The organism is Streptacidiphilus sp. EB129, assembly GCF_041262645.1.
GTDB lineage: Bacteria > Actinomycetota > Actinomycetes > Streptomycetales > Streptomycetaceae > Streptacidiphilus.
This window is the reverse complement of sequence record NZ_JBGCCS010000037.1, coordinates 16,772-33,975: the sequence shown is the minus strand read 5'-3', so window position 1 is coordinate 33,975 and position 17,204 is coordinate 16,772. Positions and strand designations below refer to the sequence as shown.

Genomic DNA, 17,204 nt, shown 5'->3' with positions numbered 1-17,204 from the left:
CGACCCCGTCCGCGCAGAAAGGAAGCCCATGACCCGGCACATACCGGGCGGAGCCACCCGCGCTCTCGCTCTGCTCACCGCCGTCGGCGCGCTCATCGGCGCCGCCACCGGTCCCGCCACGGCCCTACCTGCCGCGACCTCCAGCACGGCGACCGCCAACACCGCCGCCGCCAACACCGCGGCCTCCGCCGCCCAGGCCGCGCCGCCGGTGTCCCCCGCAGCGCCCAAGGGCCACCCGGCCCTCGGGGCCGGCTGGACCCCGACCCCGGCCACGGGCGCGGCACGGAAGGCCGGACAGGTCGTCCCCGGACAGGTGCTGCTGCAACTCGCGCCGCAGACCACCCTCGCCACCACCAGGACCAGCACCGGTACCGCCGCGCCCACCTCCAGTGCTCCGCTGAACGCCGCGCTCGCCGGGCTGCGTGCGACCGCTCTGCACCCGCTGGCCGGCGGACTCCTGATCGCCGACGTCGGCACCGAGGACCCGGCCGCCGCCGCGGCCCGGCTGGCCTCGGTCCCCGGTGTGCTCCGCGCCGAGCCGAACCGCTATGTCGGCGGCATGAGCAGCGGCTACACCCCGCTGCCGGCCGCCGCCGTCAGGGCCGGGAAAGCCGCCACGACCGCCGGCAGGGCCGCAGGCACGGCGCCCTCGCCGGCGCCCTCGCTCCCGACCAACTACGGCCTCACCTCCTCCCTCGAAAGCTGGCTCAACGCCGGCGGGGTCGACGCCGTCGGCGCGTACTCCGACCTGACCGGCCGCTACGGCCAGCTCCCCGGCACCGGCGAGATCATCACCAATGTCTCGATCGGCGACCTCACCGACCAGTCCATGGCCGACGCGGGCGACCCCTACGTCCGGGCGAACGGCGCGACCACCGTGGTCAGCAACGGTCAGCGCTACCTCGACCTGCCCTCCATGCCGTTGATCCCCACCTTCACCGCCGACGCCTCCGGTGTGCTGAACCCGACCGGCTCCACCGAGGACCAGGACGCCTCCGACGGGGAGATCCTGCTCGACTTCGGCGTCATGTCCCCGCTCCCGCACGACCGGCAGCGCCCCGGGGCCACCGGCAGCGGCGTCACCGACCTGCTCGGCATCGCCCCCGGCGCCTCCTACCGCCTGGTGGTACCCGCGCAGCCGACCATGGACCAGGTCGCCGTCGCGCTGCTGGCCGCCGCCAGGCAGACCCCGCGCCCCGACGTGATCAACGCCAGCCTCGGCTTCGGCACCGACACCACCGGCTTCGCCGGGCGCTACCTGGAGGACGACCCGACCCTGCAGGGCGTGATCGCCACCATCGTGCACCAGTACGGGATCACCGTCACCGTCGCCGCCAACGACGGCACCCGCCTCTACACCCCGGCGGCGGTCGGCCCGGACGGCGGCAGCACCCCGACCGACGTCACCCGCGACCCCGCCAGGGCCACCGGCATCAACGACGACGCGGCCTCGACCACGCCCAGCGAGGTCGTCGACAGCGGCGCCATCGCCGCCGGCGGCAGCACCACCGACGACACCCTGGCCACCGGACCCGCCGGGGCGGCCACCGTGGCCGAGACCCGGATCAGCGGATCGGGCGACTTCTCCTCCGGTTTCGGCAGCCGGATCGACCTCTCCGCGCCCAGCGACAACATCGTCGCCATGGCCCACAGCGGCGACACCGCACAGTCCGTCGGCGTCGGCCTGAGCGGCGGAACCTCCGCCGCCGCGCCCGAGATCGCCGCAGCGGCGGCCGTGGTCAAGCAGGCCGCCCGGCTGGCCGGGCGCACGCTCACCCCCGCGCAGATCCGGGATCTGCTGGAGCACACCGCGCGCAGGGTCGGCACCGCCCCGCAGATCGACCGCAGCCTGCAGGTCGGCCCGCAGGTGGACCTGACCGCCGCCGTGGAGTCCCTGCTCCCCGGGGCGAAGGGGCAGCGCCTCCCCCGGATCGACCGCCTCTCGGTGGCCCACCGGGTCAGCGTGAGCGGCCTCGGCGGCACCTTCGTCGAGTACACCGACCAGGGCGCCATCGATCTGTCCGGGCCCGTCGACGGCAACGGCCGTGCCACCGGCCAGGGCCTGGCCGGACCGGTCACCATCGCCGCCGACGTCTCCGGCGCCGGACGCGACGCCCGTTACCGGCTCACCGTCGGCAGTACGGTGTTCGACTCCGACACCCCCTCGATCCGGGTCACCCCGGCCCAGCTCCTCACCGCCGCAGGGCTTCCGCTGGTCTCCACCGCCCCGCGCACCGTCGGCTACAGCTTCAGCGTGCGGCAGCCGCGCGGCGGCAGCGTCTCCGTCACCCGCTCGCTCACCCTCAGCGCCAGCACCGGTACGGTCACCGAGGCCGCACCCCCCACCGTGGCCCCGGTCGTCCGGGACGGCCAGGACGTCACCGTCCACTACGACCTCGGCGACGTACGCGGCGTCAAGTCGCCCAAGCTGGTGCTCTCCACGGTCGGCCACTGGAACCCGGCCCTCGCCGCGCTGTTCAACCCGGCCTGGTCCACGGCGCTCACCGCGACCAGCGGCACCGTCACCATCCCGGCGAGCGCCTTCACCGGCGGCGGCCTCTACGGCGTCGGCGTCATCCAGAACGACGTCGTCCCGGCCAACCCGGTGTACGGCGAGTTCGCACCGCTCCGCGTCGACGGCTTCACCGCCGACCGCCGCCCCGACGCCCCCACCCTCGCCGCCGCCGGCCAGCCCTACGGCCACACCGTCACGGTCACCCGCGCCGCCCCGGCCTTCAGCCTCCGCTACGACGTCTCCCGCGTCCACGGCGTGCGCGGCGCGGTGCTGGAGATCTCCGCCCCGGCCCCGACCCTGTTCAACTCGCTCAACACCTTCACCGCCCAGAACGGCACCGCCCGCGACAACGACGGCTTCGACAGCGGCTCCGTCGTCTACCAGCCCCTGCCTCGCCGCGCCGGCAGCGTCCGGCTCGACGCGCTGGCGCTGGGACTGGCCTCCTCGGTCCAGTACAACGTCCGGGTACTGCCGGTCGGCGGCGACGGGAAGCCGGTCGGACAGGCCTCGCCGAGCTCGGCGCTGACCGTCGACGACGGCCAGATCCCCGGCTCGGGCAGCCTGCTCGGCTTCGCCGCCGCCGGCCATGACTCGGTGGCGGCCGTCACCGGCCTCCCCCACGGCTCCACCACCGGCGCGTCGGTCCGCCGCTACGACACCGCCACCGGCCGGTACGGCGCGGTGGTCACCAGCGACGCCACCGCCTCCGCCCAGTACGACGTCCTCGGCGTGGACACCACCGCCCACAGCGTCCTGCTCGCCCACTGGACGGGGGACCAGTCCAAGACCCTGGAGGTCTGGAACCTCAGCACCGGCACCGAGATCGGCGCTCCGGTCACCCTGACCGCGAGCCGGTACCTGCTGTTCGGCGGCCGGGTCGACCCGACCCGGCACCGCGCGGCGCTCCTGGTCTGGGCCCAGCCCGGCAACACCGACCAGCTGCTGCCGCTGGACATGGCGACCGGCGCGCTGGGCACCGCGATCCCGCTCGACCCGGCGGCCGGGCAGACCAGCGGCCGGTACTTCACCGGCCTCGACCTGGACGCCTCCACCGGCACGGTCCAGGTCGCCCACCTCGGCGGTGGCGGGTTCTGCTTCGGCTTCGGCGCCAAGCAGGTCCTGAACGTCGACCTGGGCTCCCGGGCGGTCACCGCCTCACCCGCCGGCGTCAGCTCCTGCGGCGTGCAGTTCGCCTCCAGCCAGAACGGCAGCTCCAGCTGGAGCCTCACCTACTCCGCCTTCAGCGTCAACTTCCCCGGCACGGCCGGTCTCTCGGGCTACGACGAGCGGACCCTCGCCGCAGCCGGAGGTTTCCGCCAGCGCCAGGAGAACCCGCTCGGTCTCGCCGTGGACGGCGTCCACCACCTGGCCGTGGTCGCCTACGGCACCCCGGTCGGCCGGGTCGTCTACGGCCAGCCGTTCGCCGAGATCACCGACAGCAACGCCATGAGCCAGCTCGACGTGGTCGACCTCACCACCGGGAAGGTCCTGCGGACCCTCTCCTCCTTCAACTTCGCCCCCGCCCTGACCGGACCGCTCAGCCGCACCGCCGACCGCACCATCCAACTCGACCCCACCACCCGCACCGGCTGGACCTACGCCCCCAACAGCGCCCAGATCCAGGCCTTCACCTACTGACCCACCACCAACCCACCACCCCCCGAAGGCCCCGACCGGCACCCGGACGCCGATGGTGAATCGGCGGGTGCGTGACGTCGGCCTGCCCAACCCCGTCGGGGTTGGGCAGGCCGACGGTGCGTCGGGGAGAGTTCTGCCCGGACGCCGACGCCGGCCTGTCCACCGTCGACGCGCACGGCAACGTCATCACCTGCGGGATGGAGTCCGGCCGCCTCCACTGGCACTACTGAGAAGTACGGCCGGCGGGTAGGCCGCCGCCCCTGCTGACCGTTACACATTTCCGGATTGTTCCTCTTCTGATTCTCGTCCGCAGCGCTACGGTGCCCAGCAGCCCGGTGACCGATCCGGGATCGAGCGAAGGGTGACCACCATGAAGCTCACGTTCATCGGCAGCACGAGCGACAGCGGGCAGTGCCCGAGCCTGTACGAGACCCCGACCGGCGACTTCGTCGTGCAGGGATACGAACTCACCGACCCCGAGGCCCTGGGGCAGCTGCGCGACGTGCTGCCCGGCGAGAAGTTCGTCGTCGTCCCGCGAGAACTGCTGACCCGCTTCGGCCCGAGGGCGTGACGTGGCCGAGCTGATCAGCCCAGACAAGATCAACGAGTTCTTCGACGGCGGGTTCGAGCGCTCCGCATGGCGGTTGGAGACGCAGCGCAGGTACGACTCGGACACCCACAGCAGGCCCTACCAGCGCTTCATCGCCGGCCAGGACCCCTCCAGAGATCCTGACGGCCCTTGGTACGCCACCATCCGCTCCCTGGTGGCCACAGGCCGGACGGTGGAACGCGTGCGCCTGGTCGACACCCCGCCCACCGTGGGCCAGCGATTCCTGCTCACCGGCAGCCCGTTCAACATCGCTGCAGGTGAGGACATCAGGTACCTGACCCGGGACCAGGCACAGTCGCTCGGCCTGCCGATGCGGGACTTCTGGCTGTTCGACGACGCGGTGATCGCCACGCTCCACTTCGACGAGGGCGGAGTCTGCTCGGGCATGGAGCTGGACCATGACCCTGCCCGGATCGTGGAAGGGTGTCGGATCCGGGACCTGGCCTGGCAACACGCCGTCCGGTACGAGGAGTTCAGGGTCGCGGTAACGTAATTGCTACGAGCAGGCGCAGCAGAGGACGGACTCCAACGTGTGGAGTGGCCGGCGGGACGCGCTGTTCCGTCTGAAGACGTTCGTGGCCGCCACGCTCGGCGACGCCGAGGAGTAGGACAGCACGGCACTGCGCCCGCCTCGGGATGATGCCGGGGCGGGCGCCAGCCGTGTCCGACTGCTCGCCGTGAAGCTCAGCGGGCGGACGGGTGGTCACATGTGGACGGCCACAGGGGCGCCGGCCTCCTGGGTGACTCGGCCGCGGCGGTAGAGGAGGGCGGTGAGGAGCAGGCCGACGGTGAAGAAGCCCGCGGACCACCAGTAGGCGGTGGAGTAGCTGTGCAGCTGTGCCTGCGCCAGCACGTCCGGGGTGGGCCGGCGGCCGGTCAGGTAGTTCGTGGCGGCGCTGGCGGCCAGGGTGTTGAGCAGTGCCGTGCCGATCGAGCCGCCGATCTGCTGCATGGTGTTGACCGCCGCCGAGGCGACCCCGGCGTCCTCCGGGGAGATCCGGTCGGTGGCCAGGCTCATCGCCGGGGGCATCACCAGGCCCAGGCCGAAGCCGGTGACCAACAGCGCGGGCAGCACGTCGGCGGCGTAGCCGCTGTGCAGGCCGAGCGCGGTCAGCCAGGTCATGCCGGCCGCGGCGAGGCCCATGCCCAGCGGCACCACCGGCTTGGGGCCCAGGCGGGGGATCAGCAGGGTGGTCGACAGCTGGGCGGTGACCATCAGCGCGCCGACCATCGGCAGGAACGCCAGGCCGGTGCTGACCGGCGAGTAGTGCAGCGAGGCCTGCAGGTAGTAGGTCAGGAACAGGAAGACTCCGAACATGCCCGCGCCGGAGATGGCCAGCGCCAGGAACGACGCCCCCCGGTTGCGGTCCAGCAGGACGCGCAGCGGCAGCAGCGGGTGCGCGGCGCGGGTCTGCCACCAGGCGAAGACCGCCAGCAGCAGGCCGCCGGCGACCAGGAACCCCCAGGTCTGCGGCGAGGACCAGTGGTGCGTCTCTGCGTTGGAGAAGCCGTAGACCAGGCCGAACAGTCCGGCGGAGACCAGCACGGTGCCGGGCAGGTCCAGCTTGGGACGGTTGGCCGGACGGCCGGCCGTGAGCAGCACCAGTCCGCCCGCGAAGGCGAGCACGGCGAAGCCCAGGTTCACGTACAGCGTCCAGCGCCAGCTGGCGTGCTCGGTGAGCAGTCCGCCGAGCAGCAGTCCGATGCCGCCGCCGGCACCGGCGATGGCGCCGTAGATGGCGAACGCCTTGGCCCGTTCCCTGGCCTCGGTGAACGTGGTGTTCAGCAGCGAGAGCGCAGCGGGTGCGAGCAGCGCGCCGAACAGGCCCTGCAGGGCGCGCCCGGTGACCAGGATCTCGAAGTTCCCCGCGGCCCCGCCCAGGGCGGAGGCGGCGGCGAAGCCGACCACGCCGACCAGGAACACCACCTTGCGGCCGATCAGGTCCGCCAGTCGGCCGCCGAGCAGCAGCAGGCTGCCGAAGGCGAGCGAGTAGGCGGTGACGATCCACTGCCGGTCCGCGTTGGAGAAGCCCAGGTCGCGCTGGGCCGATGGCAGGGCGATGTTCACGATGGTGGCGTCCAGGACGACCATCAGCTGGGCCAGGCCGATGACGGCCAGCACCCACCAGCGGCGCGCGTGGGCGTGGTCGGGACCGGGCGCGGTGTCGACCTGCGCGTCGACGGCGGTCTGGGTCATGGCTACTCCCCGAACGAAACGGTTTCGTACTCAATGACCCTACGACACCCCCTTAGCGAAACGCAAACGTTTCGATAAGGGGGTACGGCCCCGGCAGCCGGCAGGTCAGCTGTTCAGCAGCGCGGGCAGGACCACGGCGTCCAGGTAGCGGCTCAGGTAGTCGAAGTCCGCGAACCGGTCCTCCAGTACCTTCCGCGACACCACCGAGCCCAGCAGCATGTGCGCGAAGAACTCCCCGGCCGCCGCGTCCGCGCGTACCTCGCCGCGGGCGACGGCCCGGTCCAGCATCGTGATGAGCACCGCGCGCTCCGGCTCGATCAGCATCTCCCGCAGCGCGTCGCCGAGCTCCGAGTTCTGGTGCACGGCGTGACCGATGGCGCTCATGAACACGGTGTCGCGTTCCGCCGCCTCGGCCACCCTGCGGGCCAGCTCCCGCAGGTCGCCGCGCAGGCTGCCGGTGTCGATGTCCACCATCGACACCGCCTTGGTGTGCCGCATCGCCGCCGCGACCAGCTGCGGCTTCCCCTGCCACTGCCGGTAGAGGGTCGCCTTGCTGGAGCGGGAGCGGGCCGCGACGGCGTCCATGGTCATCGCCTCGTAGCCGACCTCGGTCACCAGCGCGATCACGGCCCGGTACAGCTCCGCCTCGCGCTCGGTGCTCAGGCGGGTGCGGCGCACCGTCGCGGTCATCCGGCCCCCGCCCCTACAGACCGACGGACTTCATCAGCTGGCCGACCTCGGGGTTGGTGAGGCGGCGCAGCCAGCCGGACTTCTGGTCGCCCAGCGCGATCGGGCCGAACTGCACCCGCACCAGCTTCTCGACCGGGAAGCCGACCTCGGCCATCAGCCGACGCACGATGTGCTTGCGGCCCTCGTGCAGGCTGACCTCGACCAGGTAGTTCTTGCCGACGTTCTGCACCACCTTGAAGCTGTCGGCCCGGGCCCAGCCGTCCTCCAGCTCGACGCCCTTGGCCAGCTGCTTGCCCAGGTCGCGCGGGATCGGGCCCTGGATCGCGGCCAGGTACGTCTTGGTGACGCCGTACTTGGGATGGGTCAGCCGGTGCGCCAGCTCGCCGTGGTTGGTGAGCAGGATGATGCCCTCGGTCTCGGTGTCCAGCCGGCCCACGTGGAACAGCCGGGTCTCCCGGTTGTTCACGTAGTCGCCCAGGCACTGGCGGCCGTCCGGGTCCTCCATCGTGGCGACCACGCCGACCGGCTTGTTCAGCGCGAAGAACAGGTACGACTGGGTGGCCACGGTCAGGCCGTCGACCTTGATCTCGTCGTTGGCGGGGTCGACCCGCTTGCCCTGCTCGCGCACCCGCTCGCCGTTGACCTCGACCCGGCCCTGGTCGATCAGCTCCTCGCAGGCGCGACGGCTGCCCATGCCGGCCCGCGCCAGCACCTTCTGCAGGCGCTCGCCCTCGGGCTCGCCGAAGGTCTTCGGCAGCTTCACGGCCGGCTTGTCGTGCCGGGCCCTGACCGCGTCCTCGACCTTCGCCTGCAGCTCGCGCGAGCGCACCGGCTTGGCCGGACCGCGCTTGGCGCCGGCCCCGCCGCCCAGACCGCCGGGGCGGATCTGGCCGACCGAACGGCCCCGGCCCGGCTCCTTGGCGCCGAACTCGGGACGGTCGTACTGACGCTCCTCGGGACGCGGGGTCTCCCGCTCCCAGCCGCTGCCACTGCGGCGCTGGGGGGCCGTCGGCCCGCCGCGCTGCCCACTGCGGCCGCCACCGGCGCCGCGCGGGGTGCCGCTCCCGCGACCGCTCCCGCCACTCCCCCCGCGGCTACCGCCGCCGCCACCGCTGTTGTTCCTGCCGTTACCACTGCTACCGCTACGCATCAAGAAGTCCGTTGTCGAGTCCGTCGTCGGGGCCGCGTCCCAGGGCGGGTGTCACTGCCTGTCACCTGCTCCCTGCGACCGCCTCGGCGATCGCGGAGCCTTCCTGCGAGTCCGCTTCCACGTCGTCGGCCTCAGGCAGGAAGGGGGCCAGCTCCGGCAGCTCATCCAGGCCGCGCAGCCCCATCCGTTCCAAAAATTGTTGCGTCGTCCGGTACAGGATCGCTCCCGTTTCCGGTTCGGACCCGGTCTCCTCGACCAGACCCCTCTGTACCAGGGTACGCATTACGCCGTCACAGTTCACACCACGGACGGCGGATACCCGGGAACGGGACACCGGCTGACGGTAGGCGATGACCGCCAGCGTCTCCAGCGCGGCCTGCGTGAGCCGGGCCTGCTGGCCGTCCAGGACGTACCGCTCGACCGCCGGGGCGCAGGCCGCGCGGCTGTAGAAACGCCAGCCGCCGGCCACGAAGCGCAGCTCGAAGCCCCGTCCCTGGGCGGTGTACTCGGCCGCCAGCTCCCGCAGCGCGGCCTCGACCGCGCGACGGGGACGCTCCAGCACGTCCGCGAGATGGGCGCTGGTGGCCGGCTCGTCGACGATCATCAGAATCGCCTCCAGAGCCGGCTTCAGCTCCAGTTCCGCAAGCGCGGACGGCTGCGCCGAGGCCCCGCCCGACGACGGCACGAAGGGCGGCGGCGCTGTGGGCGACGCCGAGAGCGGCCCCGGATCGGGCACCGGCAGCGGCGGCGGTGCCGGGGGCAGCGGCGGTGGCCCGGGAGCAGGCGGGCGCGGCAGCGGACTCGGCACCGGATCCGGCTCGGGCACGGGGCTCGGCAGCGGCTCCGGCACCGGGCTGGGACCGGGCTCGGGCACCGGACGCGGCAGCGGCTCCGGCACCGGGCTGGGGCCGGGCTCGGGGACAGGGCGCGGCTCGGGCACGGGCGCAGGTCGCGGCGACGGCGGAGCCGGTGACGGGGCGGGCGTCGGCTCCGGGGCAGGCGTCGGCTCTGGCTCTGGCACGGGTGGCGGCCCTGGTACGGGAGCCGGTCCCGGGGACGGCTCGCCGTCGCCACGGGGTGCGGCTCGCGCTTCGTCGGGAGGCTCGATCCACGTGTCAGGGGGCTCGGCCCAGGTGGTCTCCAGGTACTCGGCCGGTCGGGGGCGGCCGGGCATGCCGAGGCGACGGCGGACGGAGCGGGACGCGCCGCCGTCGGGGGTCTCGTCGTCGTGAGTGCTGCTGCTGCCGGTCATCCGTCCTCGCCCTCCGGTCCGTCTCCGTCCTGATCCCCCAGTGTCCGATCCTGCTGAGCCGGATCCCGCCGCGGCTGGTCCGACCGCGCGTCATCCCCCTGCGGCGGAGCGTTCTGCGGCGGGGCGTCGAACTCCTCGCTCACCTCGATCCGCGCCCCCTCCTCGCCGATCCACTGCACCAGCAGCTCCCCCAGCGCCTCCGGCTGGTCGAAGTGCAGCACCCGCTCCCGGTACAGCTCCAGCAGCGCCAGGAACCGGGCCACCACGGTCAGCACGTCCGGGGCGTCCTCGGTCAGCGTGCGGAAGCTGGCCGTGCCCAGGTGCCGCAGCCGCTCCAGCACCAGCGCCGCCTGCTCGCGCACGCTGACCAGCGGCGCGTGGATGTGGTCGACGTAGACCACCGGCTTCGGCCTGGGCACCATCGCCTTCGCCGCCAGCCGGGCGAAGCCCTCCGGGCCGATGCTGATCACGACCTCGGGCAGCAGCGCCGCGTGCTGCGGCTCCAGGCCGACGGTACGCGGGCGGCGCAGCTGCTCCGCCGCCCAGCGCTCCGCGAAGATCGCGGCGACCCGCTTGTACGCCCGGTACTGCAGCAGCCGGGCGAAGAGCAGGTCCCTGGCCTCCAGCAGGGCCAGGTCCTCCTCGTCCTCCAGCTCGGCGACCGGCAGCAGCCGGGCCGCCTTGAGGTCCAGCAGCGTGGCGGCGACCACCAGGAACTCGCTGGCCAGGTCGAGGTCCCAGTCCGGGCCCATCGCGCGGATGTGCGCGATGAACTCGTCGGTCACCCGCGACAGCGAGACCTCGGTGACGTCCAGCTTGTGCTTGGCGATCAGGCTGAGCAGCAGGTCGAACGGGCCCTCGAAGTTGTCCAGCCGCACCAGGAATCCGCCCGTGGGCTCGGGCTCGGGCTCAAGCTCCGGCTCGGGCTCCGGCCCGGACTCGGGCGCCGGCTGGGGTTCGGACCCGGCCTCAGGCCCCGGCACGGAGGCAGGGGCCTGCCCGGCCTGGGCCTCCGGTCCGGCCCGGGTCGCCGGTGCTTCCGTGTCGGCGGGTTCCGAAGTGGTCGTCATCAGGGTCCATCGTGCTGGTCAGCGGTGGTTCGATGCCCCGCACACTACGCCGACACGCCGACAGCGACACCCCGCCGGGACCCCGGTCGGCCCACGCCGCACCCGCCCGCGCCGGGTCCGCACCCGCCCACGCCGGGTCCGCCCCGGCCCGCGTCTGCCGGGCGCTCAGCGCCCGCGCAGCCGCCGTACCAGGATGCTGGCCTCGCCGCGCTGCTCCAGGTCGGCCAGGACCACCGCGACCGCCTCACGCACTATCCGGCCGCGGTCGACCGCCAGGCCGTGCTCACCGCGCAGCACCAGCCGCGCGTGCTCCAGGTCGATGAGCTCCTCGGCCGAGACGTAGACCGTGATCTTCTCCTCGTGCCGCTCCCGGCCGGTGGGCCGGGAACGGGTGCCACCGCGCGGCTTGCGCCGGGCCGGGCCCTCCCCGGCCGGGGCCGGGCTGCCGTTGTGCTGGCCGGCCGGCTGCCGCTGCTGCGGCGCGGACGGTGCCTGCGGCTGGGCCTGAGCCGGGGCACCGGCCCCTGCGCCCGCCGCGGTGTGCTCGCCGATGGCGTCCGCGGACTTGCCGTCGCGGGCCTGCTCCGGGCTCTCCCGGGGCTCACGGTTCTCGCGGGGTGCGGGCGTGAGCGACATCCCCCCGGTGGTCCGGAACAGTTCGTCCGCTCCCGGCAGGCTCACTCGACGGGGCACCTGGCGAGCACCTCCCTGGCGAGCTGGCGATAGGCGGCGGCGCCGACCGAGTTGGAGGCGTAGGTGGTGATCGGCTCGCCGGCCACGGTGGTCTCCGGGAAGCGCACCGTACGGCCGATGACGGTGTGGAACACGTGCTCGCCGAAGGCCTCGACCACCCGGGCCAGCACCTCGCGGCTGTGCACCGTGCGCGAGTCGTACATGGTGGCCAGGATCCCGTCCAGGCGCAGCTCGGGGTTGAGCCGCTCGCAGACCTTCTCGATGGTCTCGGTGAGCAGGGCCACCCCGCGCAGCGCGAAGAACTCGCACTCCAGCGGCACGATCACGCTGTTCGCCGCGGTCAGCGCGTTGACCGTGAGCAGGCCCAGCGACGGCTGGCAGTCGATGATGACGTAGTCGTAGTCGGGCAGCAGCGGCTTGAGCGCCCGCGCCAGCGCGGACTCCCGGGCCACCTCGCTGACCAGCTGCACCTCGGCGGCCGACAGGTCGATGTTGGAGGGCAGCAGGTCCATGCCGGGGACGGCGGTCTTCAGCAGCACCTCGTCGGCCGTCAGGCCCCGCTCCATGAGCAGGTTGTAGACCGTGAGGTCGAGCTCCATCGGGTTGACGCCCAGGCCGACCGAGAGCGCGCCCTGCGGGTCGAAGTCGACCAGCAGCACCCTGCGGCCGTACTCGGCCAGCGCCGCGCCGAGGTTGATGGTCGAGGTGGTCTTGCCGACCCCGCCCTTCTGGTTGCACATCGCCACGATCTTCGCCGGGCCGTGCTCGGTCAGCGGCGAGGGGATCGGGAAGTACGGCAGCGGACGGCCGGTGGGACCGACCCGCTCGCGGCGCTGCCTGGCCGCGTCCGGGGCGAGCGTGGCCGCGTACTCCGGGTCGGGCTCGTACTCGGCGTCGGGGTCGTAGAACTGACCGTCCGGCAGCTCGGCGTAGGCGAGGCCGGGTTCGACCGCCGCCTCGCGGACCGGCTCCGCGTTGCGGGCGCCGGCGTCGAAGCGCTCCGTCGCGCCCAGGTACTGGTGGGTCTCGTACTCGGCGCCGTACTGCTGGCGCGCGTCAAAGGTGCGCACCTCCGCCGCGTTCTCACCGGAGTGACCGGCGACGTCCTGCACCAGTCCTGGCTGACCACCCCCGGGAGCAAATGTCGACTCATTCACAAGTCGTCTTACCTCCTTGGCGACCGCCGTTGACACGGACTCTGGATGGGGCTCTGGGGCTGTGCCCCCTCCGCTGGGCGGCATGTGCCGTGCCGCAGCCTAGCAACGACACAGTAGCGCCAACCACCACACCGGCGATGCATGAACCAACATGTCGATATGACTAGATCATCACCGGCTCACCGAGCGTACGCCCCTACAACGCCTCAAAGCCAAGCGGCAGCTGACGGAACAGCTCTTCCGACCACCGTCATCACCCGCATGCGAGGGTGATGTCACACCTGCTCGTGTTGACGATGTGTCGACATGGAGAAGGGCGGGGCGCCACGGTACAAACCGTGACACCCCGCCCGTTCAGCGGACCCGACCCGTCGGTCAGGCGAGCACGTCGTCCAGGTCGACCGAGTCCAGACCGTGCGCCTCGGCGACGGAGGCGTAGGTCAGCTGACCCTCGTGCGCGTTGAGGCCCTTGGCCAGCGCCGCGTCACGGCTGCAGGCCTCCTTCCAACCGCGGTTGGCCAGCTCGACGATGTACGGCATCGTCGCGTTGGTCAGCGCGTAGGTGGAGGTGTTGGGCACCGCGCCCGGCATGTTGGCCACGCAGTAGAAGACCGAGTTGTGGACCGGGAAGGTCGGGTCGGCGTGCGTGGTCGGCTTGGAGTCCTCGAAGCAGCCGCCCTGGTCGATGGCGATGTCGACGAGCACGGAGCCCGCCTTCATGCGCGAGACCAGCTCGTTGGTGACCAGCTTGGGGGCCTTGGCGCCGGGGATCAGCACCGCGCCGATGACCAGGTCGGCCTCGAGCACGGCCTTCTCCAGTTCGAAGGCGTTGGAGGCGATGGCCTTGATCTTCGTGCCGAAGATCCGGTCGGCCTCGCGCAGCTTGTTGATGTCGCGGTCCAGCAGGGTCACCTCGTAGCCCATGCCGATGGCGATGGTGGCCGCGTGCCAGCCGGAGACGCCGCCGCCGATGACCACGCACTTGGCGGGGTGGGTACCGGGGACGCCACCGGGCAGCGTGCCGCGGCCGCCGGCCGGGCGCATCAGGTGGTACGAGCCGACCTGCGGCGCGAGCCGGCCGGCCACCTCGGACATCGGGGCGAGCAGCGGCAGCGCGCCGTTGGCGAGCTGCACGGTCTCGTAGGCGATGGCGGTGGTGCCGGACGCGAGCAGCGCGTCGGTGCACTCGCGGGAGGCCGCGAGGTGCAGGTAGGTGAACAGGGTCTGGCCCTTGCGGAGGCGGTGGTACTCCTCCGCGATGGGCTCCTTGACCTTGAGCAGGAGGTCGGCGGTCGCCCAGACCTCGTCAGCGGTGTCGAGGATGGTGGCGCCTGCCGAGACGTACTCCTCGTTGGGGATGGAGGAGCCGACGCCGGCGTTGTTCTCGACGAAGACCTGGTGCCCGTTGCGGACCAGCTCGTGCACGCCGGCGGGCGTGATGGCCACGCGGTACTCGTGGTTCTTGACCTCGCGGGGGATGCCGACCTTCACGGCTAAACACGTCCCTTGCACATGGGGGGCCCGCTGACGGATACGCCGACGGGTGAACAGACGGGTGACCGCGTGCCAGGAACGGCTTTGTCGCGGCACTTACGAGTGTAATGAAGCCGCAGCGATGCGCCAGCCTTCCAATGTGACCAATTCTCTGAGAACGATTGGCAGTTTCGTAGGCTTGCAAGCCCTTGACACTCAGGAACCGAGTCGAAACTGCCAAATCACTCACATGATCCCTAACCAGGAGAAATCGGGCGCTCTTCCCGGTTCTTTACGTCCCCTCCGTACGCCTCCGCACCGTCCGCTTCGGGACCACGCGCCCCAGGACCGCGCGCCTCGGGACCGTGCGCCTCGGGACCGTGCGCCTCGGGACCGTGCGCTTCGGGACGCCGCTGCACCGGCGGCTGCGCCAGCAGCAGCGCCTGCTCGCGGTGCACCCGCGCACCGGCCGGGTCCCCGGCCCGCTCCAGCACCTCGGCCATCCGCAGCAGCACCAGTTCGGGCCACCGCCCCCCGGCCTGCCGGGCCCAGCCCAGCGCCTCGCGCTGGGTCTGCAGCGCCTGCTCGGCCCGCCCGCCGAGCTCCAGCACCCGGGCCGCGCCCAGCGCCGCTCCCACCGCGCCGCCCTCGTCGCCCAGCCGCCGGTGCAGCGCCACCGCCGCCCGGTAGTCGCGCAGCGCGTCGTTCAGCTTCCCCTGCGCCGTGCGGGCCGAGGCGAGCCGCCCCAGCAGCCGCAGCTCGTCGCGCTGCTCACCGCGCTTGCGCCGCAGCGCCAGCGCCCTGCCGTACCAGTCGGTGGCCCGCACCAGGTCTCCGGAGGCCCGGTAGGCACCGGCCACCGCCTCCAGGATCCGGCCGACCGCGATCTGGTCGTCCGCGGCCCGGGCCGGTCCCAGCGCCGAGCGGTAGCGTGCCAGCGCCCGCTCGTGCTCGGCCGCGGCGGCGTGCAGATCGCCCAGGTTCACCAGGGCGGCCGCCTGCTGGCGCGGCTTCCCGGCCCGCAGGGACAGTTCCAGGATCAGCGAGTGGCCCTCGAACAGCTCCACCGCGACGGCGTCCGCCCTGCCCGCCCAGAGCGGCAGCGCCCGAACCAGCGTGGTGACCAGCCGCATCGCCAGACCGTCCAGCCGCCCGTCGCCGACCGCGACCCGCGCCGCAGCGCGGAGCACGGGCAGCTCCTGGTCCAGCCACTGCCAGGCCTCGGCGGCGGTGCCGAAGCGCAGCGGGCCCGGCAGCGGTTCCGGCGCCGGCGCGCCGGGCGCCAGCAGCTGGACGCAGGCGGTGAGCAGCCGGGTGAGCCGCTCCAGCAGCCGGGCCCTGGCCAGCTCGGTCTCGCCCGGACGGTCGGCGGCCAGCAGTTCGGCCAGCGGCGGCCGCAGGCAGCCGGGCAGCCGGTAGCGGCCCCCCGGTTCGTCGGCCAGCAGTTGCTGCTCGGCCAGGGTGGCCAGGTGCACGGCGGCGGCGTCCACCGGGCAGCCCAGCAGCGCCGAGGCGGTCCGGGGCTCGGTGACTCCCCCGGGTGCGAGCAGCAGCAACCGCAGCAGCCGGGCGGCCTGCGCTGGCAGACCGCCGTGCACCACGTCGAAGGCCCGCCGCAGCGGCTCCGGGCCGCCCGGTTCGGCCGCACCGGGACGCTTGCTCAGCCGCACCTGCGGCACGGTGGTCACCGCCGGTACGGTCTGCGCGATCACCCGCAGTCCGTCGGTGACCGAGGCCCGGGGCCTGGCCCGCATCCAGCCGCCGATCAGCCGCAGCGCGGTCGGCTGGCAGGCGAGCGCCTCCGCCAGGGCCCGCGCGGCCACCGGGTCGCAGACGATCCGGGTGTCCCCCGCCAGCCCGGCCAGCAGCGAGGTGGCGGCGGCGAGGTCGAGGCCGCCGATCACGCACGGGCGCGCGTCCGCGAGTCCGGTGAGCGGACCCGCCGTCACCGCCACCAGCAGGCAGCCGGGCGCCTCCGGCAGCAGCGCCCGCACCTGGTCCGCGCTGCTCACGTCGTCCAGTACCAGCAGCACCCGGCGCGACACGAGCGCTGCCCGCAGGGCGACGCAGTCCGGATCCGCCGCCGGGTCGGCGCGGGGGTCGGCAGCGGGATCCACGCCGGGACGGCCGGAAGCGGTGGAAGCGACGGCCGGGCTCCCGGGCGAACCGTCGCCGCGGCCGGCAGCGGGGTGGGTGGCGGGGTCCATGCCGGGACGGCCGGAAGCGGCGGAGGCGACGGCCGGGCTTCCGGGCGAACCGTCGGTACGGCCGACGGCGGGGTTGATGGCGGACCCGGCGGCGGGATCCACGCCGGGCCGGGCCGGGCCGGAACGCTGGTCGGGGTGACGGTCGGGCTGCTGGGGCGCGTCCGGGCCGGCGCGCAGCGGGCGGGTCGCGGACGGCAGACCCAGCGCGGCGAGCAGCTGCCGGGCCGCGCGGTGGGCCGGCACCGGTGCGCCCTCCGCCTCGGCCATCCGCACGAAGAAGCAGCCGTCCGGGTACTCCGGCGCGATGCCGCGGGCGAAGCGCACCGCGAGGGCGGTGCGGCCCGACCCCGGCCGGCCCGCGACCAGCAGCACCCGGCTGGGCCCGGCGGCGTCGCCGAGCGCGGGACGGACCACCTCGTCGCGCAGTTGGGCGAGCTCGGCCTGCCGCCCGGTGAAGCAGGGCGGGTCCTGGGGCAGCTGGGCCCCCTGCTGACGTGCCGTCTGTGCAGCCACGACCGCAGCGTAGTTCACCGGGGCGGCCGGGCTCCGTAC

12 protein-coding genes are annotated in these 17,204 nt (G+C 73.3%); 3 read left to right on the top strand and 9 right to left on the bottom strand.

Features of this window, described 5'->3' with window-relative positions:
* The first annotated feature begins 28 nt into the window (after positions 1 to 28).
* The 3 genes from ABH925_RS31400 (at position 29) to ABH925_RS31390 (ending at position 5,256) form a co-directional block, all read left to right on the top strand.
* Positions 29 to 4,153: a S8 family serine peptidase gene (locus ABH925_RS31400; RefSeq protein WP_370153485.1), complete on the top strand. Its 4,125-nt coding sequence runs from the start codon at positions 29 to 31 to the stop codon at positions 4,151 to 4,153.
* 370 nt (positions 4,154 to 4,523) lie between these two features.
* On the top strand, positions 4,524 to 4,724 hold the full coding sequence (locus ABH925_RS31395; RefSeq protein WP_370153483.1) for a hypothetical protein: 201 nt from the start codon (positions 4,524 to 4,526) through the stop codon (positions 4,722 to 4,724).
* Position 4,725: 1 nt separating this feature from the next.
* The gene (locus tag ABH925_RS31390) at positions 4,726 to 5,256 is read left to right on the top strand and encodes a DUF6879 family protein (protein ID WP_370153482.1); all 531 of its coding nucleotides are present in this window, start codon (positions 4,726 to 4,728) and stop codon (positions 5,254 to 5,256) included.
* Positions 5,257 to 5,466: 210 nt separating this feature from the next.
* Here ABH925_RS31390 and ABH925_RS31385 read toward each other — a convergent pair whose 3' ends face one another.
* The 9 genes from ABH925_RS31385 to ABH925_RS31345 form a co-directional block, all read right to left on the bottom strand.
* Entirely contained in the window at positions 5,467 to 6,960 is a 1,494-nt protein-coding gene (locus ABH925_RS31385) for an MFS transporter (RefSeq protein WP_370153480.1), read from the bottom strand.
* Between the two features lie 105 nt (positions 6,961 to 7,065).
* On the bottom strand, positions 7,066 to 7,650 hold the full coding sequence (locus ABH925_RS31380) for a TetR/AcrR family transcriptional regulator (RefSeq protein WP_370153479.1): 585 nt from the start codon (positions 7,648 to 7,650) through the stop codon (positions 7,066 to 7,068).
* 13 nt (positions 7,651 to 7,663) lie between these two features.
* A complete protein-coding gene (locus ABH925_RS31375; protein WP_370153477.1) occupies positions 7,664 to 8,800 on the bottom strand; it encodes a pseudouridine synthase in 1,137 nt (378 codons plus the stop codon).
* 61 nt (positions 8,801 to 8,861) lie between these two features.
* On the bottom strand, positions 8,862 to 9,485 hold the full coding sequence (scpB, locus tag ABH925_RS31370; protein ID WP_370153536.1) for an SMC-Scp complex subunit ScpB: 624 nt from the start codon (positions 9,483 to 9,485) through the stop codon (positions 8,862 to 8,864).
* 563 nt (positions 9,486 to 10,048) lie between these two features.
* Positions 10,049 to 11,122: a ScpA family protein gene (locus ABH925_RS31365; RefSeq protein WP_370153475.1), complete on the bottom strand. Its 1,074-nt coding sequence runs from the start codon at positions 11,120 to 11,122 to the stop codon at positions 10,049 to 10,051.
* A 165-nt stretch (positions 11,123 to 11,287) separates the two neighbouring features.
* Positions 11,288 to 11,803: a hypothetical protein gene (locus ABH925_RS31360; RefSeq protein WP_370153534.1), complete on the bottom strand. Its 516-nt coding sequence runs from the start codon at positions 11,801 to 11,803 to the stop codon at positions 11,288 to 11,290.
* Positions 11,800 to 12,927, bottom strand: a complete 1,128-nt coding sequence (locus tag ABH925_RS31355) for a ParA family protein (protein ID WP_370153473.1) — start codon at positions 12,925 to 12,927, stop codon at positions 11,800 to 11,802. The genes ABH925_RS31360 and ABH925_RS31355 overlap by 4 nt, the downstream gene beginning before the upstream one ends.
* Positions 12,928 to 13,347: 420 nt before the next feature.
* A complete protein-coding gene (gene ald / locus ABH925_RS31350; protein WP_370153472.1) occupies positions 13,348 to 14,463 on the bottom strand; it encodes an alanine dehydrogenase in 1,116 nt (371 codons plus the stop codon).
* A gap of 239 nt (positions 14,464 to 14,702) precedes the next feature.
* Positions 14,703 to 17,165, bottom strand: coding sequence for a hypothetical protein (locus ABH925_RS31345; protein ID WP_370153471.1), 2,463 nt, complete (start codon positions 17,163 to 17,165; stop codon positions 14,703 to 14,705).
* Positions 17,166 to 17,204: the final 39 nt, after the last annotated feature.